This window comes from Sneathiella sp. (assembly GCF_029233945.1).
GTDB lineage: Bacteria > Pseudomonadota > Alphaproteobacteria > Sneathiellales > Sneathiellaceae > Sneathiella.
Window position 1 is genome coordinate 57172 of record NZ_JARGOQ010000005.1, and the last position, 26674, is coordinate 83845.

A 26674-nucleotide genomic window follows, 5' to 3' on the forward strand; every position below is an offset into this window, starting at 1 on the left:
GTTGATGCCATCAATCCTTCGTATCTGCCTCAACACCTGATCCATGTCCGACAGGGTCTCCGCGCCGAATTCTACGATAAGGTCCCAACGTCCATTTGTCGAATGGATCGTTTGAATTTCTGGAAATCCCCGCAAGCGGGAGATGATCCGTTCATCCCCCTTCCCTTCAATCTCGATCAGGGTAATGCCACGCACAGGGAAATCTGCCAGGTCCTTTTTCAGAACGACCGTAAAGCCGAGGATTTCTTTCTCGGCAATCAGCCGATCCAATCGCGCACGAACCGTCGCCCGGGAAAGATTCAGTGTCGACGCCAGCTCGGAAATAGAGGCGCGGGCGTTATGCCGCAATACGGCAATCAAATTTTGATCCGTTTTATCCATTTTGATAACTTTAATTTATCATATTGATAATATCAATGCGCAAAATTGTCACTTCTCCGCATTGTTTCCGCCACTAATTTTCCCCAGCTTAACACTATGAATAGTCACTAGCCGGAAAGCAGTAGAATAATGGAACAATCTATTTTACTCGTCGGTGTTCCAACGGATCATGGTAGTCGGCGCACCGGCTGCCTGATGGGGCCGGATGCCTTGAGAGCCGCCGATATCTCCACCAGATTATCGCGTCTCGGCTATGACGTTTCGGATGCCGGAAATATTACCACGGACCCAACGGAAGAAATTCACCATCCAAATCCGAAAATCCATCATCTTGCCGATTATGCCGCACTGATCGGCAAACTCGATCAGTATTGCGAAACAATGCTCAAAGAGGGTCCAGTCCCGGTATTTATGGGTGGCGATCATTGCATTGCCGCAGGCATCCTCCCTGCACTTGCCCGCGCCAGTGAAGAAGCCGGGCAGGAACAATTCCTTCTCTGGCTCGACGCCCATACCGATTTTCAGACGCTGGAAAGCACAGATACCGGAAATCTTCATGGCACGCCCGTCACCTATATTATTGGCGATCCCAGCTTTGATGGCGTTATCCCAAGGCCAGCCGCGCCCATCAAGCCCGAAAATATCTGCATGATGGGCATTCGCTCCGTTGATCCGGCCGAGCAAGCGCGCATTGCCCGCACCAGCATAGATGTTCACGATATGCGCGCCATCGATGAGTTTGGCGTCGCTACCCCCTTAAGACGATTTATCGATAGGGTGCGGCGGGCGAACGGGCGTCTGCATGTCAGCCTGGATGTCGATTTTCTGGATCCGGAGATCGCACCGGCCGTCGGCACAACTGTTTCCGGTGGTGTCAATCATCGGGAAGCCCATCTGATCATGGAAATTCTATATGACAGCGGATTGGTCACCTCTGTCGATATCGCGGAGTTGAACCCGTTTCTTGACGTCCGGGGCAAGACCAGCGAGTTGATTGTCGACCTTATCGCCAGCCTGTTCGGCCAGCGTGTCCTTGATACCCATCGGAGGAGCATCTAACCATGGCAATTCATCCCCCAAAAGACATCAACATTGTTCCCTTCGTCAGTGTCGATAACATGATGAAGCTGGTTTTGAATGTCGGTATCGAGACTTTCCTCGCCGAGCTCGCCACTTTCATTGAGGAAGACTTCAAGCGATGGGAGCTGTTTGACAAGACACCGCGCGTTGCCTCTCATTCACCGGAAGGGGTGATCGAACTGATGCCGACCAGCGACGGGGAGGTCTATGGCTTCAAATATGTCAATGGTCATCCGAAGAACACGCGGGAGGGCCTGCAAACTGTCACCGGGTTCGGGATGCTGTCCAATGTCAACAACGGATATCCGGTGCTGCTCTCAGAGATGACTATTCTGACGGCCCTTCGAACGGCGGCAACCTCGGCTCTCGCGGCAAAGTATCTTGCGCCCGCCGGGGCGGACTGCATGGCGATTATCGGGAATGGCGCGCAGTCAGAATTTCAGGCAATGGCCTTTAAAGCCCTTCTTAACATTAATAAACTGCGTCTTTTCGATATCGACGCGCGCGCGACCGAAAAATGCATGCGCAATCTGTCCGGTAAAGGCTTCGATATCACGTCTTGCCAAACCGCGGAAGAGGCTGTCGAGGGCGCACAGATTGTCACAACGGTTACGGCAGACAAGCAATATGCGACAATCCTGACCGACAACATGGTCGGAGCAGGTATTCATATAAACGCGGTCGGTGGCGACTGTCCCGGTAAAACGGAGCTGCACCGGGATATTCTCCTGCGGTCAGATATTTTTGTCGAATATCCCCCTCAGACACGGATAGAAGGCGAAATCCAGCAGCTCCCCAAGAAGCATCCTGTTACGGAGCTTTGGCGCGTTATCGCAGGCAAGGAAAAAGCGCGACTGCGGCAGGATCAAACAACCCTGTTCGACTCGGTCGGGTTCGCGACGGAAGATTTCTCAGCCCTTCGCTATGTTCGCAGTAAACTGCCCGGCACGGCATATTTCGACAGTCTCGATATGCTGGCGGACCCCGATGATCCTCGCGATCTGTTCGGGATGTTGCTTAGGGCCACGATCGCAGCCTAACGCAGAAGTGATGTGCCATTATATGATTCAGCTTGTAATCCGAGGGATTGACAGATACTGTCTGGCCGACTTTTTTATTAGGGTGGAACGACTATTTCCAGTTTATCAGGGCCGCAACAGGCCGCGCCGTTATCCGGCAATTCACAGGCGCAGGGCGCCTCTCCAAGAACATATGACAAAAAATGGGCGGAGGTTGCCAGGAGATTTGCCGCACCGGATGCAAAACGCAGCGTCCTGCAACTATTGACGACCATTATTCCGCTCGTGATTCTCTGGGCGGGCATGATTGTCATCGTAGACGATGTATACTGGCTGGCCTTAGTGCTTTCCATTCCAGCCGCTGCGTTCACGGTCCGGCTATTCATAATCCAGCATGATTGCGGGCATCATTCCTTTTTCCGGTCGCCACGTCTCAATGATCTGGTGGGCCGGCTGATCGGTGTTGTCACTCTTACGCCGCACGAATACTGGCGACGCTCCCATAACACCCATCACGCTACCTGCGGCAATCTGGAAAAACGGGGTATCGGCGATATTAACATCCTTACTGTTGCCGAGTATCAAGCGTCCAGCTGGTGGCAACGTCTCGCCTACCGCATTTATCGTACGCCACTCGTATTGTTTGGTATCGGCCCGATATATCTGTTTGTTATCAAATACAGGTTCCCTCTTGACTTGGTTCGACAGCGCCCTGCCTTGCTGGTCGGCATCATGGGCACCAATATCGGGATTGTTGCGATTACCCTGATTCTCGGTTTTAGTTTCGGCTTTCTTGATGTCCTGATGCTTCAGATTCCGGTCATTTTGCTATCTTCCACTATAGGTGTCTGGCTTTTCTACGTACAGCACCAGTTTGAAGAGACCTATTGGCGGAAAAAGAAAAACTGGAATATCCATGAAGCCTCGGTGATGGCGAGCAGCTATTATGATCTTCCGCAGCCGCTCCGTTGGTTCTCCGGAAATATTGGCGTTCACCATATTCATCACCTTTCCTGCCGTATCCCGAACTATCGCCTTGGAGCATGCCTTGCGGAACTCCCGGCGCTTAAATCCCTGAACCGTATCAGTCTGCGGGAGAGCTTCGCCTGTATACGGCTTGCGCTCTGGGATGAAAATTCTCAACGTCTTGTCTCCTTTAAGTCCGCCCGAAAGCTGTCCCCCTCGACATAACCGGCCGCTGAGAACGCCCTTCAGCGCTCTGTGGAATTTTTGGTTGAAATTATCTGCATATGCAGATATATAGCCAATATGACCGCAACTGCTGATCGAGAATTCAAGTCAACCTGCAGCGCCTCTCGCTTTCGCAAAGCCGCGCGCCGAATTACGCAGATCTATGATCAGCTGTTGGAACCCTATGGCCTGACGATCACGCAATATGGATTGCTCGGCCATCTAAAATATTTCGATGGCATCAGTGTCGGCGCCCTTGCCGAGAAACTGGTGATGGACCCAACCACCCTCACCCGGAACCTGCGCCCGCTTGAAAGGCGGGGTTATGTCACCCTCACCCAGGACGACAAGGACCGCCGCAGCCGCAATCTAAATCTTACGGATTCTGGACGACAAAAATACACTGCCGCCCGGCCGGGGTGGGAGGCTGCTCAGGAAAGAATAGCCAACGTTCTAGGACCAGAAGACAGTGGCCTGCTGGCCACGAAAATAGACCGCATGATAGAAGACCTTCGGGATTAATTTTTTACTAAATATCTGCATATACAGCCATTATAGAAAGAATCTTCAATGACCGCCGAAAGCCCGTCCCCCGCAGTTGCCGCGAACCCTAACCCTCTTTTGACGGCACCAATCCTCGGCACTCTCGCTCGGCTTAGCGTTCCCAATGTAATTGCAATGTCCGCCACATCCGCTGTTGCCATTGCGGAGACCGCTTATGCAGGGCAGCTCGGCATACCTGCATTGGCCGGGCTGGCACTTGTGTTTCCTATGGTCATGCTTCAGCAAATGTTGTCGGCTGGCGCGATGGGCGGCGGTGTTTCGTCTGCCATCAGCCGGGCCCTGGGGGCGGATAATAACCGCCGGGCGGAACAGCTTGCATTTCATGCACTTGTTATCGGCGCCATCGCCGGCGTAGTATTCGGAGTTTTTTTCCTGATGTTCGGCCAATATATCTATCGGCTCCTCGGTGGAAGCGGCGATGCGGTCACCGAGGCATTGGCGTATTCCAATATCGTTTTTCTGGGTACTGTCAGTCTTTGGCTGACGAATACCCTTGCTTCTGTCATACGGGGCGGCGGCGATATGAAAATTCCATCGATTACCTTGCTTGTGGTCGCGATATCACAGTTTTTACTGGCTGGAGCTTTCGGGCTCGGCTGGGGGCCATTTCCGGCGCTTGGCATGGCGGGCATCGGGCTCGGCCTGGTTATAGCCTTCAGTGCCTCCGCTCTGTTCCTTATCTGGTATCTGTTATCCGGCAAAGCACGCATTAAACTGACCTTGAAGGGAGTCCGCCTAAAAGCAGAAATGTTTCGGGATATCCTCAAAGTCGGTGCCATTTCCTGCATATCGCCACTCCAGACAGTTCTCACGGTGCTTATTCTGACACGACTAATCTCGGAATTTGGGGTGGAAGCTTTGGCAGGATACGGAATTGGCGCCCGGCTTGAATTCCTGCTGGTGCCCATCGCATTTGCCATAGGCGTCGCCTGCGTCCCAATGGTCGGAATGGCCATCGGCGCAAAAAACATTGTCCGGGCACGACAGGTGGCCTGGACCGGCGGGATAAGCGCAGGGATACTCATTGGAGCTATTGGCCTGATTGTGGCCCTCTTTCCCGACCTCTGGACGGGAATGTTTACTAACGCCTATCCTGTCATGAAATCTGCCGGGCTATATTTTGCCTGGGTTGGCCCCTTTTATGGGCTTTTCGGCCTTGGTTTATGTCTTTATTTTTCCTCACAGGGTGCAGGAAAGGTGCTTGGCCCCGTCATTGCCGGAACCATACGTCTTGTCCTCGTTGCGCTCGGGGGGTGGATGCTGGCATCCTACAATACACCGGAATGGACGATATTCGCGCTGATTGGTGCCGCCATGGCAATTTATGGTGCGGCAACCGCATTCTCTGTATATGTTTCCCGCTGGTAAGAGATAAAAATAAACAATGCGTCAGGCTCATCCCGCCGACGTTTCGGGATAGTATAGATGATTGCATTTTTTCTGGCGGTTTTCTTCCTCATCATCACCCCCGGGCCCGGTGTTCTTTCGACCGCCGGGGTTGGTTCCGCCTTTGGTCGCGCCGCCGGAACTCGCTATGTGATCGGGCTTTTTATTGGCAATAATCTTGTAGCGCTCGCTGTTGTCTCGGGACTGGCGGCAATTGTCTTCGCCGTGCCGATAGTGCGCAATATCCTGCTGGTGTTATCGCTCGTCTATCTTCTTTATCTCGCGTTCAGGATTGCCACGGCAGGCGCGAAAATCGCCTTTATCGAAACCACCCGTCAGCCCGGCATTTTTGCGGGCATCACTCTGCAGCTGATCAACCCCAAGGCCTATGCCGTTAATACAACCCTGTTCACTGGGTTTCCATTCTTATCCGACACCCTCGTTTGGGAAACAATACTCAAATTCGCACTCCTCAATGCCGTTTGGGTGCCTGTTCATTTCCTGTGGCTTGCGGCAGGGATCATGGTCAAACGACTGGAACTGGCTCCACATATTCAGTTCCGAATAAATATTTTAATGGCGGTGGCGATGCTTGCCGTTGTGGCCCTCGCCCTCTTTGCAAATTTCTAAACGCCTGATTGATCCTGCCGGCTGAGCAAGGTATTATGATTTTACCGGCCAAAGCCCGCAAGGTCAGGAAGCCAGAGTGCAAGATCAGGGATCAAAATCACCAGCGCAAGCCCCCCGAGGAGCAAAATTACGTAGGGGATAGCGCCGAGAATCACCTCAACCAGCGGTGCATTGGCAATCCCCTTGATCACAAACAGGTTCATCCCAACCGGCGGTGTAATCAGCGCGAGTTCCAGATTGATCATGAGAAGAATACCGTACCAGATCAGATTGACATCAAGCTGCATCAGGATCGGCAGCACGATTGGTGTCGTGATCAGAATGATGGAAATTGTCTCCAGAAACATGCCCAAAATGAGAATGACGAACATGACGACAAGGATAAAGCCAATCGGCGACAGGCCAAGCGCCACCACACCCTCCATCAGTTCGATGGGCAGGCGAATAATCGTCACTGCCCGACTGAATAACGCCGCCGCCCCAAGGATCATGAACAGCATGGTCGTCGTGCGGACCGTTTCAAAGGCCGTCTCCGCGAGTTCTTTCAGACCAAAATTACGGTACACCAGCGCGCCTACGAGAAGAGCGTAGATGCACCCGATGGACGCCGCTTCCGAGGCGGTGAAAATACCAAGATATATCCCGCCAAGCACCAGCGGCGGCATTGAAAGGGACCAGAAAGATTTCCGGATTGCCTTAAGACCCGCGCGCCAACCGACCCAACCGCTCCTCCTGGCATCGCCCCGGATATAGGCCTGGGAGATGCAAAAGCAGGCGAAAATCAACGCCATAAGTATCCCCGGAATAAAGCCTGCCATAAAGAGGGCGCCGATCGAGGTTTCGGAAACGATGGCATAGAGGATCAGCGGCCCCGATGGCGGAATCAAAATGCCCAGCGTGCCACCCGCAACGATAACACCATAGGCATCCCGGGCGCGGTATCCAAAGCGCTGCATCTGGGGAATAGCGCTTGAGCCGATGGTAAGGGCCGTGGCCACAGAGGATCCGGAAATCGCCGCAAAAATCGTACAGGAGAGGACAGTAGCCACCCCCAGCCCACCCTTAAAATGTCCGACCATGGCGTTCGCCGCGTCATACAGATCGTCCACCACCTTAGACTTGATCATCACATGGGCCATAAAGGCAAACATGGGAATGGCCGTCAGAAGGCCGTTGTCGAGTTTTGCGAAGAATGTGTCCGCGACACTGGAAATACTTCCCTCCGTCAGCAGCATGATAATGACGGAGGCCACTCCAAGCCCTACAAAGATCGGTATACCGGTCAGAAGCAGAAGGACAAGAACTAACAGGACAAGGAACGTCGCCACTAACTCCGCCTCCATTTCAGGATGCCGTCAACAGCTCGCGCGAGGGAGATCAGAAACAGCAGCCCCGCCCCTACGAGCAGAAAGGACTGCGGTATCCAGAGCGGCGCTTCAAGATAGCCGCTGGAATAAACGCCAATTGCGTATGAGAACTGCACCGCCTCCCATGCGCTGATAAAAAGAACAGCGGCGAGAAAGGCCGTCGCAAGAAAGCTCAGGATTACGAGCATCTTCTTCCGCCCGCCCGTCGCTTTTGAGGAAAGAATATCAACGCTGATATGTTCGCCCCGCCGAAGGGTTTCTGCCGCGCCCAACATGACAATGGCGACCACCAGAAAGCCCGACATTTCATCCGTCCAAGTGACCGGTGTTCCCAGGACGTAGCGCTGAAACACACTGTAGCCAGTCATTAAAAGAGTGAATATGACAAGCGCTGCGCTAATGACTGCAGCACCAAACGAAAGATACTCGATCATCCGAATAAAGACGGAAGAGGAAAAGGTTCCTTCTTCCGCCGATTTGTCCTTCATATCCATAGTGATCGTGACAAGCTCAAACTAGTTCAGCAGATCGAGAAGCTTTTTGCCGTCATCGCCCGAGGCTTCACTAAATGCCTTATAAAACGCCGGGCTCATCACGGCCTTCAAGGCTTCGATATCCTCATCCGTCGCGATGTGAACCTTCATCCCCTTAGCGGCGAGCTCATCCGGCGCACTGGCAGCGGAAGCCTCAGAGGCTTCGATTGCCCAAACGGCTGCCTTCTTGCCGGCCTCATCGACTGCCATCTTGCCCTTGTCCGAGAGGCCGTTATACCAAGCGGGATTGACATAGCCATGAAAGTAAATACTGAAAAGCGGAAGGATCGTCACATGATCCTGAACCTCATAATATTTACGTGAGACTGCGGCGGAAACATCCGTCAAACCGGCATCAATCACTCCTGTCGACAGCGCCTGATAGACCTTGCTGCCCGACATTGCGGATGGGGCTGCGCCCATCTCCACAAATCCTGCATCGGGGACTGGCCCCAGCCCCCGTATTTTAACACCTTCAAAATCCGCAGGCTTGATCAGCGGCTTACCGCTAGACGTGATGGCGGTGCTGCGCGTTGTGAACAGCCAGACGACATTCTTCACGCCCTTGGTCATCAGTTTTTCTTCGAGAAAATTCGCCGCCTCGGAGCCATCCCATTTTTGCAGCGCTTCCAGGCTGCTAACGGCGAAGGGGCCAAGTGTGACATTCATCAACGGTAAGGTCTTGCCCCACTGCGGATTGATCGAAAAGGCGCAATCGATATTTCCCTTGGCAACTGCCGTCGCGTTTTCCTTTGCGCCGGTCAGGCTATTCGCCCCAAACACCTGGACATCGATTTCCCCGTCCGACAGCGTTTCAACTTCCGCGGCCCACCGGTCGATGACTTTCGCAATGTGATGCGCTGGCGGCAGTTGATGGCTGCATCGCATCTCGGTTGCGGCATTAGCCTCGTCCATCACGCCGAATGCGGCGAACACTACTGAAAACCCAACCGCCAATGTGTATAGTCTTCTCATAACTCCCTCCCTCAAGGTTATTGTTTTTTACCACTTCTTACTATTACGTCTTTGCACATCAAAAACCAGCCAGATTCTATTTTTCAGCCACGCCCAGCTCTTTCAGAATTTCGTCCGTATCCGCCCCTAGCGCCGGCACATGGAGGCCCTCACCGAGGGCCTCTCCATCCAACTCCAGCGGCAGTGTAGGCGCGCGGTATGTCTGCCCGTCACTATCCTCAAAATGCACAAGGCCTCCTTCACGTTGAACATGAGGATCATCAAAAAGATCCTCCGGACTGTTGATTGGCGCAAAAGGAATGCTGAGACTATCAAGCTTCGCGCTCAATAATTCCATGGAATAATTCCGGACCTTTTCCGCGACCTTCGGGATCGTCCAGGAGCGTGCCTCAATCCGGTCGGTCGCCGTCCCAAGGCGGTCATCATTCAAAAACTCAGCGAGGCTGTAGGTTTCGCAAAAGGCCTTCCAATGGCCGTCGGTCACAACAGCGATAAAAATTTTCTGCCCGTCGCTGGTATCAAAAATATCATAAACCGGCCAAGCGTGCGTCCGCTCCGGCATCGGTGTTGACGCTACGCCGGTCATCTCATACTGCACCATATGCTGGGCGACAGAGAAAAGACTATTTTCAAAAAGCCCGATCCGGATGTTCTTGCCCCGCGCTGTCCGGTCACGTTCACGCAAGGCGGCTAGTATTCCGATAACGCCGAACATCCCGCCCATAATATCATTAATCGAGGAACCAACACGAAGCGGCCGGGCGCGCGTTCCGGTCATCATGGCAAGCCCGGACATCATCTGCACCACCTCATCAAGCGCGGGGCGATGCTGATACGGGCCGGAAAGGAACCCCTTATGACCAGCAATAATCAAAGCCGGATGCCGTTCCAACAGCAACTCGTGCGCCAGTCCCTGACGCGCAAGAAGGCCATCCTTGAAGTTCTCCAAGAAAACGTCGGCAGTATCGAGAAGCTTATGAAGAATTTCCCTGTCTTTTTCATGGGTTATGTCCAGCACCAGACTGCGCTTCCCCCGGTTAAAGAGCGGAAAAAACGCCGTTCCCATACCTTTAAGGCTACGGGTCTTGTCTCCTTTCGGTGGCTCCACCTTGATCACTTCCGCGCCAAGCTGCGCGAGGATCATGCCGCAGGTCGGCCCCATCACCATATGGCTCATTTCAATGACCCGAATTCCGGTTAGTGGCAGGACGCCGCTCATCCATATATTCCTTTGTCTATCCTCAACAGCGGAGCGAATACGGTAATCCAAGCGCAAGATAGTTGAAAGGCATAACTTTCACCGATGCTAAGGGTTTACATATCCTTCGCACGTTTTGAAGCGGGATCATACATCGGCTTCAAAGACGCCGTCGCCTTTATGCGGAGGCCGGCCACCTCGATCTCATAATCCGAGGCCAGAACATCGGCAGGTTTCTCTCCCTTGCTTGGAACATACCCAAGCCCGACTGCACCGCCGAGAGTATGACCGTAGTTCCCGGATGTGAGATATCCAACCACGTCCCCATCGCGAACAATCGGTTCGTGATGGAACAGGAGCGGTTCCGGATCGTTCAGGAGAAACTGGACAAGACGGCTATGCGGCCCGCTTTCTTTTCGCGCGAGCACTGCATCACGACCAATAAAGTTGGACTTGGTCGCCTTTACGGCAAAGCCAAGACCCGCATCAATGACATGATCTCCCGATGTAATATCATGCCCGAAGTGACGGAACGCCTTTTCCATTCGGCAACTGTCCATCATATGCATTCCGCATAGCTTTAGGTCGAGCTCTTCTCCGGCCTCAATAAAAGTCTCGAACACATGGCTTGCCATATCCGTTGAAACATAAACCTCCCAGCCAAGCTCCCCGACATAGGTAACGCGGTGCACCCGGGCAAGGCTCATGCCAATCTCGATATTTTGGGCTGTTCCAAAAGGATTATGATCATTTGAAAAATCATTCGGGCTGACCATCTCGAGGAGTTTGCGGGAATTAGGTCCCATCACGGCGAGTATAGCCTCACCTGCGGTTACATCGGTAATGACAACCCTAAAGTCACCGCGATGACGTTCCAGCCAGCGCTGATCCGCAAGCCGGGTTGCCGATGGGGTCACCACAAGATAGGCGGTTTCCGTGAGGCGGGTTACGGTGACATCTGCCTCAATCCCCCCTCTTTCATTCAGAAACTGCGTATAGACAATCTTACCCATTGGAACGGAATAGTCCCCGCCGCCCACATAGTTCAGGAATTTCTCGGCATCCGGCCCTTCAACACGAATCTTGCCAAAAGAGGTCATGTCATACATCCCGACATTCTCGCGGATGGCCTTATGTTCCGCCGCCGAATTTTCAAACCAGTTCTGCCGCTTCCAGCTATACTGATAGTTCCGTTCCTGCCCCGGATTAGCGAACCAGTTCGGCCTTTCCCAGCCAGCCACCTCCCCCATCACTGCGCCACGGGAGAGCATATCCTGATGGAAAGGAGAGCGACGAATGCCTCGAGCTGTGGCTTTCTGGCGGAAGGGAAAATGATCCGCATACAGGAGGCCAAGCGTTTCTTTCGAGCGTTCAAACAGATAGTGCCGGTTCCCTTGAAAAGGCTGCATTCGCGCGATATCCACATCGCCAAGATCAAACGGCTTCATGCCATCTTCCATCCATTGGGCCAGCGCCATGCCCGCACCGCCCGCCGACTGGATACCGATGGAGTTAAAGCCAGCCGCAATCCAGAAATTATCAAGTTCCGGCGCGAGGCCGAGATGATAGGCATCATCGGGGGTAAAACTCTCTGGTCCGTTGAAAAAAGTATGGATGCCAGCCTCTGCCAGGATCGGCATTCTGCTAACGGCATCGCTGAGGATCGGTTCAAAATGATCGAAATCCTCAGGCAATTGATCAAATTCGAAACTTTCCGGAATGCCTTTCATGCCCCAGGGTTTCGCCACCGGCTCAAACGCGCCCAGCAGGATTTTTCCTGCATCTTCCTTGTAATAGGCGCATTCATCGGGCACGCGAAGGACCGGGAGTTGCGGAAGGTCCTTGATACTTTCAGTGACGATATAGAAATGCTCGCAGGCATGTAAGGGCACATTGACCCCGGCCAGTCGGCCAACCTGATGCGCCCACATCCCCGCGCAATTCACCACCATGTCGGCCTCGATATGGCCCGCCTCGCCATCTTCCCGGCGCCAGTCAACACCCGTCGCGCGCCGTCCGGATAAGCGAATATCAGTCACCGCCACCCGTTCAAAGATTTGCGTATCCCGCTGGCGCGCGCCCTTCGCCATGGCCAGCGCGATATTACCCGGATCTCCCTGACCATCGCGGGGAAGCCAAACCGCACCCGTTACCCCGTCGATGTTAAGATAATCATAGCGCGCCTTGACTTCCGCCGGGCTGATTTCTTCGATTTCTACATCAAAGGCACGCGCCATCGACGCCTGCCGCAGAATTTCTTCTCTCCGCTCTGCCGTGAGGGCAACGGTAATTGATCCCGTCTCGCGGACACCGGTCGAGACTCCTGTTTCAGCTTCAAGCTTGGTGTAAAGTTCTTGGCTGTATTTTGCCAGCCGCGTCATATTTTTCGATGCCCTGAGCTGCGCAATAAGGCCTGCCGCGTGCCAGGTAGTTCCCGACGTCAGCTGCTTTCTCTCCAGCAGGACCACATCCTTCCAGCCCAATTTCGTTAAATGATAGGCAACCGAGCATCCAATTACGCCCCCACCAATGATAACAACGCGGGCCTTGCTGGGCAACTCACTCATGGCTTAATCCTTGATGTAACAACAAGTTACTTATTAAAATTAACTACAGGTTATGCATGAAGACGGGAAGAATCTATCGCATTTGAGAGAATTTTCACGCCTCTTTCCAGCTCTTGCGGAGAGCCGGCGGAAATCATGACAAAGCCAACGTCCGCATTCATAGGCGCGTCTTCAAACGAGAGCCGGAGCCCGACCCGTTGCAGAAGGGTAATTTTGCCGGTATCTGCATCGATGAAAAAACCCTTTACCCGATGAATAGATGGCGGCAACTGCGCAAGGTTATTGATCAGTGCATCCCTGCGCATCGGAGCGGGCGGCGTCCAGTGCGATGCGGAGAAACAATCCTCATGCGGCTCTTCTTTTATAAGCTGCGATGACCTTGTTCGTTCAGGCAGACCGATTATCAACTCCGGCGCAACATTTCCTGCCTCAGTCATAATGACAGAGACACCTGGCGCCCGTCTTTCTAGCCATCCGGTCAATTCCTTGCGTGTTTCATGTGAAACAAGATCGGTTTTGGTCAGGATTAGCAAATCAGCTGCCTCTATCTGGCTTTTCACAAGCTGACCAACGAATTTATTTCCTGCTCGTATCTGTACGGTCTCGGCATCCAGCAAAGTGATGATGGCGTCAAGTTCAAAGCCCGGCCAATTGCCCGCATGGCAGGCAAGGCGCGCAGGCTCTGCCACACCGCTTGCCTCCAGAACCACGAGATCCGGCGGCGCCTCCCGCGTGGTAAGCGCATCAAGTACCGTACCAAGATCGTCCGTGATCGAACAGCAAACACAGCCATTAGTCAGACTAATGGTGTTCTCTGTCTGATCACTGATCAGAGCGGCGTCTATATTGATCGCCCCGAAATCATTGACCAGCACGGCGATCCGGCGACCATGATCCGCCGCCAGCAAATGATTGATAAGGGTCGTTTTGCCCGCGCCGAGATAGCCCGACATCAGGATGATCGGAATGCGCCCGTTCATTTGGCGATCGGAAAGGGCTGACCTTCAAAAACGGTGCCCCAGATAGGAATATCTTTCAGATTTTCCACCGGCGTTTCCCAGGGGTCTGCCTCCAGCACCGTAAAATCGGCTTTCTTTCCCGCGCGAATAGAGCCAATTTCATGCTCCATGCCGATCACATAGGCAGCATCAATGGTGATTGCCCGCATGGCCGCATCAAGGTCTATCCGTTCCTCCGGGCCGATCACGGCACCGGATTCAGCAATGCGGTTGACGGCGACCCAGGCGGAATTGAGCGGCAGAGCCGGCGCCATGGTGAAATCGGAGTGAAGCGCAGTGGTCACATTATGACGGGCAAGGGTGCCAAGCCGCGCCATCTGGGACGCGCGTTCATAGCCAATGGAATGCTGCCAATATGCTTCGCCAAGTTCGTGGACATAATAGACATTCGCCGACACCAGCGCCCCGAGATCCGCAATCCGGCGAACCTGCTCCGGTGTCGACACACCGAAATGTTCAATCGTAAATCGGTGATTGACCCGTGGCCGTTCGAACTGCAATTTTTCCAGCGTATCAAGCGCAAGTTCCACGCCAAGATCGCCAGTGCAATGCACATGGATGCGCTTTCCGGCATTCCAGAAAGCCCGCGCGAGCGCTTCAAACATCTCTGGCGCCATCAACCATTCGCCATGATGACCATCGATAAATCCCGGTTCCTGCATCTGCATCAATTCCGCAAAAAATCCGCCATCCGTAAAGAGTTTTATACCGTTCCCAAATATCAGACGATGGCTTCCCCGGGATGCATAGCTCTCCACACGTGCGAGTTCATCATCGATAGCGCCATCCCAAGCACCCCGAAGCGCGCCGCGTGGAATGATCTGCATCCGGAACGGCACATCGTCTCGTTCAATGGCCTCACTCAGGAAATTCCACTCGGCCAAATCATCGAGGAGCGGATAAGCCATCTCCCCGATAGTCGTGTGGCCCCCATAATGAACGGCCTTCTTTACAAGTTCCAGGCCCTGCTTAAATCGCTCCGGCTGAAATAAATAGAGATTCATCGCTTTCGTCGCGACGGCAAGCCCGGTCTCGAAGAAACGCCCGGAGGTGAGATCGATCTGCGGATGGCGTTCAAGGTCCCCGCGATCCAGCCCCATCCAGTCAATCGCCGCATCATTGGCAATAATCTCATGAAAAGACCGTTGCCAGACAAAAATAGGACGTGTTGACGAGATGGCATTTATCGCCTCCCGATCAACGGCACCATGCCATATTTTATGGTATCCCCAAGTGATCAGCGGTTCCGCCCGATCCTCAATACCTTCGTCAATTTCCCTGAGCCTCGCAAGATAGGCCTCGGGGCTGCGAACGGGAGCGCAGGTCCGGTCGGGGAGCTTCCATTCCATTGCCGTTATGAAATGACAGGATAAAAGGATCGCGCCCAGCGATGGATGAAGATGCGGGTCGATAAACCCCGGCATCAGGACATGGTCCGCGAAACTCTCATCAATGCGATGAGGATGCGCCTCAAGCCAGGGCTTCATGGTCTGCAATGTCCCGACCTCAATGATTTGTCCATCGCGGACCGCAACGGCGCTTGCCTCCGGCATGGACGGGTTCATTGTACGGATTTTCCGCGCGGTAAAGACGGTTATTTCGCTCATACCTTCCCCCTGTTCTTTCCAGTTATTTATTAGTAGGACGCCGGGCTGATCGCCCAAACAACAACCGTATCCACTTCACCCGGGTTATGGCACCAATGCTTGCCGATGCCGCGCATTTGGAAACTGTCTCCCTCTTCCAGAACATATGTATGCCCATTCACGCTCAGCTCTAACTCACCGGATAGCACCAGTCCTCCTTCTTCACCCTTGCGGGCACGTCCCGCCTCCCCTGTTCCAGCCCCGGGGGAGAAGGTGGTCAGGATTAACTCCAATTGACCCTTTAGGTTCGGGGACAATAATTCTTCGCGTGTTCCCGCCTGACTTAGGTTAATTTCCCGGCGGGCCGAGCGACGGACAATGACATCGCGTTCCTCCGCAGCGGCGACAGCGGTTCCGCTGAAAAACCAGTTAATGGATACGTCCAACGCCCGCGCGATGACATCTAGCGCCTCGATGGTAATCGGGCTGGTACCGCGTTCCATTTCACTGAGGTTACCGACGGAGCGTCCCGTCATTTCTTTCATGTCCGTCAAGGTCAACCCGCGCGCACGGCGCAACTCGCGGATTTGCTGCCCAACGGGAACTTGCGCTTCAGGGTTAACACCCTGCGCTGAAACTTTACTACTTTTTGCAGACATTATGCAGAAACTTTCGCAACAAATTTCATGATACTGAAAATAATGTTGCAATTTTTCAGTTATGATGCAACCCTTTTCATCTCGAAGTGAATAACGATCTCGATTTTTATGGGGAGAATATCCGGATATGTTCCATACAAAAATTATGCGCAGGCTCTTGATTGTCGCTCCCTTGGCGATAACTGCCATGCTCGGCGCGACACCAATTTCCGCCGCCGAGCCAAAAGCAGGCGGCACATTAAATACAACATCCAGCGGCTATCGCACGCTGAACCCGGCGGTGCAATCAGGCGCGGCAACCGGCATTCCCGGCTCACAGATATTCGCCGGACTTGTATTGATTGATGAAAATTACAAAGCGTCTCCCTATCTTGCTGAAAGCTGGACCATATCCGACGATAACTTGACCTATAGCTTCAAGCTGGTCGAAGGCGCGAAGTTCCACGACGGACAACCAATTACCTCCGAAGATGTTGCCTTCTCGCTGGAAACAGTGAAAGCCAACCACCCCTTCGGCAAGGCAATGTTCAGCAATGTCGCGACCGTTGAAACACCGGACGCCAGCACCGCTGTCTTCCGTCTTTCTGCTCCAATTCCGGGCCTGCTCCTTTCCATGGAGCCACTATTGCTGCCGATCATTCCAAAACATGTTTATGGCGACGGGCAGGATCTCAAAAAGCATCCGCGCAACATGGAAAATGTCGTTGGTTCCGGCCCTTTCAAGGTCGCGGAAAACACACCAGCGGAAAAGCTGGTTCTTGTGAAGAATGAGGATTTCTTTATTGAGGGACGTCCCTATCTCGATAAGCTGGTTTTTTCAATTGTGAAGGATAGCCTTACCCGCGTTCTCATGATGGAAAAGGGTGAAATTGACTATGTCGGCTTTTCCGGCATTCGCGCAACTGACGCCGGTCGCCTTGAGAAAACGGGCCGCCTCACGGTTACCACGGAAGGATATGGAGCTGTTGGCTATATTCACTATCTGGAACTGAACCTTCGCGACAAGCCCTTCAGTGATCTCAAGGTTCGCGAGGCATTGGCACATGCGATTGATACATCCTTTATCGCGAAAATCCTGTTTGGTGGTCGTGTCGATGCGGGTACCGGCCCGCTTCATACGGGTAGTGTGTTCTATTCCGGTGACGTTCCGAGCTTCGAGGCCGATCTCGACAAGGCCGCCGCTCTTCTTGATGAAGCAGGATATCCCGTCGGCGCAAATGACGAGCGGTTTTCCTTCACCCTCGATATTCCGAGTTGGGCGAAACAGGCTCATGGTCCGATGGGTGAATATATTCAGTCCCAGCTTGGCAAGATTGGTATAAAAGTTGAACTGCGTCAGGCACCCGACTTCGGAACCTGGGTCAAGCGTATTTCAAGCTTTGACTATCAGGCAACAATGAATGGCTCCTTCAACTATCCTGATCCTGTCATCGGCGTCCACCGCCATTTCGATTGCGACAATATCCGCAATGTGATCTGGTCGAATACACAAGGGTATTGCGACCCGGCTATGGATGCGCTTCTTGATGCGGCCGCCATTGAAACAGACCTCGACAAACGCAAGGCTACTTATGCCGAAATTCAGCGGAAAGCCGTTGAGGATCTTATCTTCATCTATATGCCGCAAGATTTCACCGCAACCGTCTATTCAGATAAGGTCGGCAACCCTCCGTCAAGTGTGTTTGGCCCGCTGGCGCCTTGGCACGAAGTATATCTGAAAGACTAAACAGATTATCCGGGGCGGCGGTCCATACAGAGACCCTCGCCCCGGTCTCCATTCGCGGTATGCATGAGGCATTAAATGGTAAAATCATTGTCCAAAAGAATAGGCAATGCAGTCATACTGCTACTCGCGGTACTGGTCCTTAATTTTACATTGATTCATATCGCTCCGGGCGATCCGGTCGAAGTTCTTGCTGGCGAAATGGGCGGCGCGACACCGGAACTACTCGCAGAACTTCACGCCGATTTCGGTCTTGACCAGCCCTTTCATATACAGCTTTTCACCTACCTAGGAAATGTCCTGCATGGCAACCTTGGCCATAGCTTCTACTATGACAAGCCGGTGACAGAGCTCATTCTGGATCGCATGGGCGCCACCCTCCTGCTTGTCATCACGGCTCTCCTCTTTGCGCTGCTTGTCGGAACAGCGTTGGGGGTGGCATCGGCCCAGAAACGTAACTCGCTCCTCAGCAATCTTGTCACCATATTATCTCTTGCCGGGTTTTCTGCGCCGGTTTTCTGGATTGGTATCATGCTGATCCTGCTATTGTCCGTTGCAGTCCCGATTTTCCCCATTGCTGGCATGGCCACAGCGGATGAACCGGAGGGCACATTCGCCTATATCTTCGATGTTGCCCAACATCTCGTCCTGCCCGTTCTGACGCTGGCCTCCATTTATCTTGCTTTTTACAGCCGTCTGTCGCGCGCCAGCATGCTCGAAGTTCTGGAATCCGACTATATCCGCACAGCGCGAGCGAAGGGATTAAGCCGATTTCTTGTCGTCTATAAGCATGCCCTTCGTAACGCCGTCTTGCCGGTTGTCACTTTTGCCGGGCTTCAGTTCGCGCAGGTTATCTCTGGCGCCGTGCTGGTAGAGACCGTTTTTGCCTGGCCCGGGCTTGGAACTCTGGCATTTGAATCCATCTTAAGGCGGGATTCCCCAACCCTGCTCGGCATTCTGTTTTTCTCTGCGGTGCTCGTTCTGATCGTCAATATCGTCGTTGATATCGCCTACCGGGTCATCGACCCAAGGATAAGCGCAAAATGACGGATAGCTCCCTTGATAATTTTAGTACGGAATCGATGGAGAAACCGACATCTCCTGCGCGCCAGACATGGAAGATGTTCAGCAGCAACCAATCGGCCGTAGCCGGTCTGATCCTGCTTGCCATTGTGCTGATTTTTTCTTTGGTAGGGCCTCTTGTCTATCCAGTTGCGCCAACAGAAATGGTATGGATGCCGCTCACCCCGCCGCTTGAATCGGACTATCTGCTGGGCACGGACTATCTTGGGCGTGATATTCTGGCCGGTCTTATCAATGGCGGGCGGATAACAATCGCCATCGGCGCGTCGGCCGCATTGCTGACCATTGTGATCGGCGTAACGATCGGCGCGCTCTCCGGATATTATGGCGGCTGGGTCGATAATCTGTTGATGCGGGTAACGGAATTTTTCCAGGTCCTGCCCAATCTGCTGCTGGCCATGGTGGTGGTGATGCTATTTTCCGCGACATTGACAAACATTGCCATTGCCATCGGCATTGTCTCCTGGACGAGCACGGCACGCCTGACACGAGCGGAGTTTTTGCGACTGCGCAACATGGACTATGTCCGGGCGGAACGATCCATCGGCGCCAAGAACCGGCGGATCATCTGGGCGGTAATCCTGCCCAATGCCGCGCCGCCACTTATCGTATCAGCGGCCCTCAGCATCGGCACTGCAATCCTGTTTGAGGCCGGGCTCGCATTCCTCGGTCTGAGCGATCCGAACAATATGAGCTGGGGTCGCATGATTGGCGATAACCGTCCGTATATTCTGGATAGCTGGTGGGGGGTCACTTTTCCCGGTATTGCCATCTTCCTGACCGTTTTAGCAATCAGCCTTGTCGGCGATGGGCTCAACGATGCCCTTAACCCGAAGTTGAGGAAACGATAATGCAGGCGCCTCTCCTTTCTGTGCGCGATCTTGAGGTTTCGTTTCAAATCGGCGGCGAGGAAGTCCCGGTGGTTCGTGACCTCAGTTTTGATGTCGAGTATGGGGAAACACTCGGCATTGTGGGAGAGTCCGGCTGCGGCAAGAGTATGACCGCGCTCGCCATTATGGGACTTGTGCCAAACCCTCCCGGACGGATTTCCAAAGGCAACATCCTGCTGGAAGGTGTCGATATCACCAAGGCTAGCGAAAAAGAACTGCAATCGCTGCGGGGAAACGATGTATCCATGGTCTTTCAGGAGCCCATGACTTCGCTCAACCCGGTGTTTACCGTTGGCGAACAGATTGCCGAAACGGCTCGCACGCATTTTGGCCTAAGCCGGAAGGAGGCGCGGAATAAGGCAATAGAGATATTACGGCTGGTCGGCATTCCTTCACCTGAAAAGAGGGTCGATGATTACCCCCATCAGCTCTCCGGCGGCATGCGCCAGCGGGTAATGATCGCAATTTCTCTTATTTGCGAGCCGAAATTGCTGATTGCTGATGAGCCAACGACCGCGTTGGACGTAACGGTTCAGGCGCAGATCTTTGATCTGTTCCGCGAATTGCAGGAGAAGACCAAAACGGCCATTATTCTGATTACCCACGATATTGGGGTTGTCGCCGAAATGGCGGATCGGGTAATGGTCATGTATGCAGGCCGCAATATCGAGAATGGCCCGGCGACCGATTTCATACGCGCGCCGCAGCATCCCTATACGCGGGGACTGATTTCATGCATTCCGACGCTACAGGCCGACCCACCGGACGATCCCGACGCCCTGTTCGAAATTCCGGGCGTGGTTCCAAGCGCGGTTGAACTCGCGAAACCCGGCTGCGCCTTTGCGCCGCGCTGCCAAAATGTGATGGACCGTTGCCGGGTGGAATTCCCTCCGAGCGCTCAGATAGAGAACAATCGGTCAGTTAGCTGCTGGCTTGCACAGGAGGAAACCGTATGAATTCTGGAGAGGCATTGCTCGAGGTTTCCGACCTAAAAGTTCATTTTCCAACCCGTGACGGTGCTGTCGTTCATGCCGTAGACGGAGTATCTTTTTCCATCAAGCGGGGAGTTGCCTTTGGCCTCGTCGGGGAAAGCGGCTCCGGCAAGACAACGACTGCGCTCGCCTGCGTTCGCCTGGTCGATCCGACGGCGGGGCAGATTAAACTCGGCGGAGATGACATCACAAATATTCAAGGCACGTCCTTGCGTGACGCACGAAAGAAGATGCAAATCGTCTTTCAGGATCCCTACGCCTCCCTTAACCCGCGAGAACGTGTCGGTTCAATTGTGAAACGCCCTTTGAAGCTTATGAGTATTGGGACAGCAAAGGAACAAGACGCGAGGGTAAAGGAACTATTCGAGATTGTGGGTCTTCGACCGGAGCAGAGCGAGCTTTTCCCGCATCAGTTTTCCGGTGGTCAGCGGCAGCGTGTCGGAATTGCTCGCGCCCTAGCAACGCAACCGGACCTGATTGTCTGCGATGAGCCGGTATCGGCTCTTGATGTTGCCATTCAGGCGCAAATTCTCAACCTGCTCGCCAAGCTCAAGAAAGAGTTTGAGCTGACGTATCTTTTCATCAGTCACGACCTCGCCGTTGTTCAGCATATCTGTGACGAAATTGCTGTAATGTACCTCGGGCAGATTGTTGAACAGGGCAAGAAGAAGGATATTTTCCGCAACCCCCGCCACCCATATACAAAAGCCCTCATCTCCGCAGTGCCGTCGACTGACTCAATCGGCAAACCCCGGGCAGACCGCATTATGCTGGACGGTGACCCGCCCAGCCCGATTTCCCTGCCAAAGGGCTGCCGCTTCTCAAGCCGCTGTCCCTTTGCCGTCGAGAGCTGCGCGGACACCCCGCCAACACTTCGCGAAATCAGCGATGAACACAGTGTCGCCTGCCACCGGGTGGATGCTGCAGGAACTTTCATTTAGTCCTCACGCTCAACGTCAATCGGCCTTACCTTAAGCTATGTCGCGCGGAAGCTTTTAGCCCTGGCTAACTGCAAGCGCTCCTTTAGCTGGACTTCTTCGCCCCCCTGCAAGTTAATGTCACAACGCCAGCGTTGTTGCCTGAGGGTTTGTAGCTGAGGAATATCCGCATCTATTGAAGGGTAATGTAGCAAGGCAGAGGTTAGTGCGACAGCACCGCTTGCGTTGAAGCCATGCAGGCAAGAAAATTATCCCATGCCGTCGGCCTGGCAAAAAGAAATCCTTGAACGAAGCCCACACCGTCGATGCTTGAAACCATATCAAGCTGATCCTCTGTTTCTATGCCTTCGACAATAATGTTTTTAGCAAATATGCTTGAAAACCCAATAATAGCGCTCAAGGTCTTCATCATATTGACCTGCTTTTCATGCGGGACAAAAGACTTATCAATTTTTATATAATCCAGCTTAGATAAGCTGAGATTTTCAAAGCGAGCCTCCCCAACACCAAAATCATCCAGCGCAAATCCGATACGATCATCGCAGCCTACCCGGTCATAGAATTCTTCGAGAAGGCTGTCGGGGAACACATCTCTTTCAGACAACTCTAACACCAACTTAAAATCATCGTTAGCGACATGTAAAAACTGATTGACAAGATCTATGCAAGCCTGATCCCGGAGGCAGAAAGGACTTACGTTGACGCTATAAAAAAACGGGTCTGCAGAGGTATTGAGAAGCGCTTGAGAAGCATGCGCCGTAATGGAGGACAGAGCGCGCACCCGTACTAAAATATCCTTCAGGACAACTTCCGTAATCCGGGGGACAATAGCCATGTCTTCGGCATACTGGATGAATTGCTGAAAGCTCATGCTTTTGTGATGCAGATTAGGCCGGATTAATGCCTCAACACCCACACAGGCATTTCCGCGAATACCGATAATCGGCTGGTAGTGGACGACAGCGTTATTAATAGTTTCAAGAAACGAAGTATAATATTGCGCATTCCGAGTGCCGCATACCAGGGTGCTATTTGAAGAATCTTCTTTAAAATTTTTCAGTTCAGATAAAAATTCATTCATCCCACATCACCTTACCTTATAAAACAGCGCCTTTCATAAATTGTCGACCGTTAGGCAAATGACATTTAATGAAATTATGCGGGCGCCGTCATGTACGGCAATGTAACGTTATGTAATTCATAATCTCTCATTGCGGGCATGGATGCGGCCACATCAGAAATCTCGCAAAATATGCTAAAGAGATCTTTCGAGTTCGAGCTTTCATGCCTCACAAGGCTTGCGGTCTGTAGGTATCAGGTGCGAGCAGATGCCTCGCTATTGTCAAAAGGGCTTAGCATGATCCTGCCATAAAAATGCTTTTTTCTTAATTAAATATCATTTGGTGATTACAACTTAACCAATTGTAATTTCTGTTGGAGCAATCATAATGCTAGCTTATACTTCAATGTTATTATATGGCACGGCTATATTTAGGGGTTAGTTAGCCTTAGGAGGAGTGTACGTTATCAAAGCTGCAGAAAGCATCGAACACACCTCACATAGGAAAAATTTCAATTATATCTCCGATAGTAAAACCATACAAGATGCTGGCCTATTCTTAAAAAACCAAGGCAGGCGCTGCACGACGCATTTATACAATGTAGCACAAGGGACTATGAAAGTCGGATGGAACAAACAGAACGCTTGGCAACATTTGATCAGCTTATACCTCCAGAATCCAAAATTCTACTTGTAGACGCGGATACTGCTTTTTTAGAGGAAGTCTCAAAAAATTTAAAATTGCATAAATCCATCGTTCATGTAGCACATGATATGCAGTCTGCCATGTCCATGGGGCTGACCTGTTCTTATGATATTGTCATAGCTAATGCCGATCTGCCCGATGGGAGCGGAATTCATTTAATTAGATCGATTAAATCGGATCAATCCGTCCATAAATTCGTTATCGTTGATAACGCATCGCTTGTCGCACTGAAAATTATGGCGTTGGAAGCGGGGGCAGATTGCCTTTCAAAGCCAATAACTTCTGGAGAATTGCTTTTAAGAATACGGCATAGGATAGAGGAAGATAAGCTTCTTTCTCCAGGAAAATATTATTATCCTCGAGAAGAAGCTCAGGAAGCCCCTTTCGTGATCCATATTGGAAAAAAGGATATCTATGGGCCGAACCAAGAGCCTCTAAAAATGACGACGAATGAATTTCAATTGATGACCTTCTTTGCAAGGCATTGCTTTGAAACTTTATCAAGAGACGATATATGCAGGAACATTTTCAAGGCACCGTGGAATTACGATGACCGACGAGTAGATAATCTGGTGGCCAAGGTGCGTAAAATCATTGAACCAAATGACGATATGCCCTCATATATTAAAACGGTGCGAAACAGAGGATATGTTTTCGTCGGCACCGCCGAAATACATGAAACCACTGATGCCCATCCATCGCTAACGGTCATGGAAACGCCCAAGTCAGCCGAGAATCTGTCCTTGTCGACTGAAACTTGACGAATACAAAAGCTCAGCCTCCGCTTTCTGACTTTCTTCTGACGATGCAGAAATACTGGTTAATAGACAAATGATATCAGCCTGAAAAGAGCACTTATCAAAATATGCTCTTATTCAGCCATGACCAGTTGTGTTTCCTCATCCACATCCGAGGTTCCATTGAGATCAATTACAATGGCAGTATACCCCTGTTCCAGCAGCGAACCCAACGCCCGGACATCCCGGACAAGGATGACTTTAGGCTCGATACTGCCATCACTGGGCGGGCTTATGAGACCAAGCGCAAGCCCCTTTGGCAAGACTATCTCGCCCGATGTGGTCACAATGGCACCTTCCGGAAGAACATAATCTTCAACAACCATCTGGTAGAAATCTGCCTCACTGCTTCCGATAACCTTCCGCCCATTAACATCCAACGCGCCGCCACCTTCAACATCAACATTGGCATTGCCTGTCACGTTACCGCTATTGGCAACGATTGTTGAGGATCCACCATTCACCACAGCGTCCACAACAGTCGCATTGATAGTAGATTTCGCCGCCGTCACGGTACCGTTATAACTATCTACGGCGTCAATCTCTGCTGTTCCCTGAGAGGTTACGGTCGCGTCAATGTTGTTGGCTGAGACCTTCACACTCGTCGTTCCGGAAACCGTGCCCGATACCGTTGTCACCGCCTTCACATCGACAACAGCCCCAGTTACGGATCCCACAACGCTCTTGCCCGCCGAAACGGTAGCGGTGCCACCTGAATTGATTGGTCCGTTCACGTTTCCACCAACAGTGCTGGTGACATTCCCATCCGCATTCAGGGTTTCCTGCGTGAATGTTTGATCGCCAGTCTGCTGTGCATCGAAACTATCCGCGAGATAAACCGTTGCAGCGGAGAAGTCATTCCCGAGAACCTCCATCTGCCCAAGCTTTACAGTTTCAGTGCCGGCACTTTGCAGGGATATATCCCCGTTTGTTGAGGCCTCACCCTCCCCGTCTCCGGCAATCAAGACAATATTCTGCTCGCCCGAGGTTGTTCCAAACAAATCACCGGTAAAGGTAATGTCACCAGCTGCTGTTGCGGATTGTGTTGTGTTGAAACTGGTCAAACTCTGGGTCAGTGTCACGGGACCATCGACATTAAGGCTGTCCGCTTTATAGGTATCTCCTGTAAGGGTTTTGGCACCGGTTCCTCCAATATCCGTAGCGCCCAGGCGTGTCGTTTTACCGACAGAGCCGATGCTCGCCGGTCCGCTGGAACTGATATTAAGCGTTTGCCCGCCCGCTGAAGCTCCATCGATTGCCGCCGTGGTAATTCCGGCATCCCCCGTCGTCGTCAGACTGGTATTCCCGTCAAGAACAACATCTACGTTGAAGGTGAAGCCGTTGACCGATGAGGATGCCGTTCCGCTGATTGAGGACCCGTCGGTATTCAGGGTCAAGCCGTCCAGTACGGCGTTACTGAATGCAAAAGCCAGCTTTTTGGTATCGACGACATCCTCTTCATAGACGCCCTCCATAATTTCGACGGTATTGCCGCTCGACGCGACATCGATCGCGCTCTGGATATTCCCAAAAATTGTCTGAACCGTAATATCCGTACCATCGGTGACATAGGTGGCACTGCTGAAGTTATTGTCATCAAGCGCCGCCAGAAGATCAATATCGGCGCCGGGAAGCGCGTCATAATCTTCTGTCGTATACGTCTGGATATGGACACCCTCACTACCGACGGTGAAAGTATTGCCGGCGATAGTATTATCACCGGAACCAATTCCCATACCCTCTGTTTCAACATCGATAATGTTGTTCGTCACAACGTTTGAATTGTTCTGAAGGCTTATACCATAACCGGACTCCGTTATGGTATTGCCGGTAATGGTATTATTGCCAGCGGTATATTGAGTAGTTGTTTGAATGCCCGTCAGGACATTCTGTATATTATTCTCAGAAGCCGTCACATTTTGTCCAGAAATTGAAATCCCGACATGAGTGCCGCCACCGTCAATATTGAATCCTGTAAAGGTCGTTCCGTCTGCTCGCAAATCGACAATTCGTTGCAGGCTTTCCGTCCCATCAAGAGAAATAGTCGCCACGCCCTGCCCATCGATGGTGATGTTTTCAGGGTCGTCATAATCTATCCTCAAGGAATCATAGGTACCGGCACCGACAAGAACCGTATCACCGGCCTGGGCAACGTCGAGGGACTCCGTAATGCTTCGGGTGATGACCGTATAGTCAACCAGCTCTCCCTGATAGGTGATTTCCTGAGATCGGGCCACATTTGTATCCCCGACATACGCAAGCGCGCTGCCATCTTCAAATATGTTGTTGGTGAAAATCGCATCAAAGTCCAGATCCGGCAGACCCACCCC

General features: G+C 52.4%; 23 protein-coding genes. 12 read left to right on the plus strand and 11 right to left on the minus strand.

What is annotated here, in order from left to right; all coding sequences use genetic code 11:
• A partial coding sequence (locus P1U71_RS03015; protein WP_301104071.1) for an Lrp/AsnC family transcriptional regulator occupies nt 1-381 on the minus strand: 381 nt, incomplete at its 3' end.
• Between the two features lie 129 nt (nt 382-510).
• Here P1U71_RS03015 and rocF point away from each other — a divergent pair.
• The 6 genes from rocF (at nt 511) to P1U71_RS03045 (ending at nt 6251) form a co-directional block, all read left to right on the plus strand.
• Nucleotides 511-1440: an arginase gene (gene rocF / locus P1U71_RS03020; RefSeq protein WP_301104072.1), complete on the plus strand. Its 930-nt coding sequence runs from the start codon at nt 511-513 to the stop codon at nt 1438-1440.
• Nucleotides 1441-1442: 2 nt separating this feature from the next.
• Nucleotides 1443-2501 carry an ornithine cyclodeaminase gene (locus P1U71_RS03025; protein ID WP_301104073.1) on the plus strand — a complete coding sequence of 353 codons (1059 nt, stop codon included), beginning with the start codon at nt 1443-1445 and terminating at the stop codon, nt 2499-2501.
• A gap of 243 nt (nt 2502-2744) precedes the next feature.
• The gene (locus P1U71_RS03030; RefSeq protein WP_301104074.1) at nt 2745-3671 is read left to right on the plus strand and encodes a fatty acid desaturase; all 927 of its coding nucleotides are present in this window, start codon (nt 2745-2747) and stop codon (nt 3669-3671) included.
• Between the two features lie 78 nt (nt 3672-3749).
• Nucleotides 3750-4193, plus strand: coding sequence for a MarR family winged helix-turn-helix transcriptional regulator (locus P1U71_RS03035; RefSeq protein WP_301104075.1), 444 nt, complete (start codon nt 3750-3752; stop codon nt 4191-4193).
• A gap of 48 nt (nt 4194-4241) precedes the next feature.
• The gene (locus tag P1U71_RS03040; protein ID WP_301104076.1) at nt 4242-5603 is read left to right on the plus strand and encodes an MATE family efflux transporter; all 1362 of its coding nucleotides are present in this window, start codon (nt 4242-4244) and stop codon (nt 5601-5603) included.
• A 57-nt stretch (nt 5604-5660) separates the two neighbouring features.
• Complete coding sequence (locus tag P1U71_RS03045; RefSeq protein WP_301104077.1) at nt 5661-6251, plus strand: LysE family transporter; 591 nt, start codon at nt 5661-5663, stop codon at nt 6249-6251.
• A gap of 41 nt (nt 6252-6292) precedes the next feature.
• Here P1U71_RS03045 and P1U71_RS03050 read toward each other — a convergent pair whose 3' ends face one another.
• From P1U71_RS03050 to P1U71_RS03085, 8 genes are all read right to left on the minus strand, one after another.
• A complete protein-coding gene (locus P1U71_RS03050; RefSeq protein WP_301104078.1) occupies nt 6293-7579 on the minus strand; it encodes a TRAP transporter large permease in 1287 nt (428 codons plus the stop codon).
• The gene (locus P1U71_RS03055; RefSeq protein WP_301104079.1) at nt 7579-8106 is read right to left on the minus strand and encodes a TRAP transporter small permease subunit; all 528 of its coding nucleotides are present in this window, start codon (nt 8104-8106) and stop codon (nt 7579-7581) included. The genes P1U71_RS03050 and P1U71_RS03055 overlap by 1 nt, the downstream gene beginning before the upstream one ends.
• 27 nt (nt 8107-8133) lie before the next feature.
• On the minus strand, nt 8134-9126 hold the full coding sequence (gene dctP / locus P1U71_RS03060; RefSeq protein ID WP_301104080.1) for a TRAP transporter substrate-binding protein DctP: 993 nt from the start codon (nt 9124-9126) through the stop codon (nt 8134-8136).
• Between the two features lie 76 nt (nt 9127-9202).
• Entirely contained in the window at nt 9203-10345 is a 1143-nt protein-coding gene (locus P1U71_RS03065; RefSeq protein WP_301104081.1) for a CaiB/BaiF CoA-transferase family protein, read from the minus strand.
• Nucleotides 10346-10440: 95 nt separating this feature from the next.
• The gene (locus P1U71_RS03070; RefSeq protein WP_301104082.1) at nt 10441-12891 is read right to left on the minus strand and encodes an FAD-dependent oxidoreductase; all 2451 of its coding nucleotides are present in this window, start codon (nt 12889-12891) and stop codon (nt 10441-10443) included.
• Between the two features lie 50 nt (nt 12892-12941).
• Nucleotides 12942-13871, minus strand: coding sequence for a GTP-binding protein (locus tag P1U71_RS03075; RefSeq protein ID WP_301104083.1), 930 nt, complete (start codon nt 13869-13871; stop codon nt 12942-12944).
• Nucleotides 13868-15517, minus strand: coding sequence for an amidohydrolase (locus P1U71_RS03080; protein WP_301104084.1), 1650 nt, complete (start codon nt 15515-15517; stop codon nt 13868-13870). The genes P1U71_RS03075 and P1U71_RS03080 overlap by 4 nt, the downstream gene beginning before the upstream one ends.
• Nucleotides 15518-15546: 29 nt before the next feature.
• Complete coding sequence (locus P1U71_RS03085; protein WP_301104085.1) at nt 15547-16155, minus strand: cupin domain-containing protein; 609 nt, start codon at nt 16153-16155, stop codon at nt 15547-15549.
• 127 nt (nt 16156-16282) lie between these two features.
• Here P1U71_RS03085 and P1U71_RS03090 point away from each other — a divergent pair, with 127 nt between their 5' ends.
• From P1U71_RS03090 to P1U71_RS03110, 5 genes are all read left to right on the plus strand, one after another.
• Nucleotides 16283-17881: an ABC transporter substrate-binding protein gene (locus tag P1U71_RS03090; protein WP_301104086.1), complete on the plus strand. Its 1599-nt coding sequence runs from the start codon at nt 16283-16285 to the stop codon at nt 17879-17881.
• Between the two features lie 75 nt (nt 17882-17956).
• Nucleotides 17957-18925, plus strand: coding sequence for an ABC transporter permease (locus tag P1U71_RS03095; protein ID WP_301104087.1), 969 nt, complete (start codon nt 17957-17959; stop codon nt 18923-18925).
• Entirely contained in the window at nt 18922-19812 is an 891-nt protein-coding gene (locus P1U71_RS03100; protein ID WP_301104088.1) for an ABC transporter permease, read from the plus strand. The genes P1U71_RS03095 and P1U71_RS03100 overlap by 4 nt, the downstream gene beginning before the upstream one ends.
• Nucleotides 19812-20807, plus strand: a complete 996-nt coding sequence (locus P1U71_RS03105) for an ABC transporter ATP-binding protein (RefSeq protein WP_301104089.1) — start codon at nt 19812-19814, stop codon at nt 20805-20807. Before P1U71_RS03100 ends, P1U71_RS03105 begins: the two co-directional genes overlap by 1 nt.
• Nucleotides 20804-21784, plus strand: a complete 981-nt coding sequence (locus P1U71_RS03110; protein WP_301104090.1) for an ABC transporter ATP-binding protein — start codon at nt 20804-20806, stop codon at nt 21782-21784. Before P1U71_RS03105 ends, P1U71_RS03110 begins: the two co-directional genes overlap by 4 nt.
• A 199-nt stretch (nt 21785-21983) precedes the next feature.
• On the opposite strand, the gene P1U71_RS03115 is transcribed toward P1U71_RS03110, so the two are convergent.
• Entirely contained in the window at nt 21984-22862 is an 879-nt protein-coding gene (locus tag P1U71_RS03115) for an EAL domain-containing protein (RefSeq protein ID WP_301104091.1), read from the minus strand.
• A gap of 606 nt (nt 22863-23468) precedes the next feature.
• Here P1U71_RS03115 and P1U71_RS03120 point away from each other — a divergent pair.
• Nucleotides 23469-24308 (plus strand): response regulator transcription factor, encoded by an 840-nt coding sequence (locus tag P1U71_RS03120; RefSeq protein ID WP_301104092.1) that lies wholly within the window; start codon nt 23469-23471, stop codon nt 24306-24308.
• A gap of 110 nt (nt 24309-24418) precedes the next feature.
• On the opposite strand, the gene P1U71_RS03125 is transcribed toward P1U71_RS03120, so the two are convergent.
• Nucleotides 24419-26674 (minus strand): NosD domain-containing protein (locus tag P1U71_RS03125; protein ID WP_301104093.1); only part of this gene is annotated, 2256 nt, incomplete at its 5' end.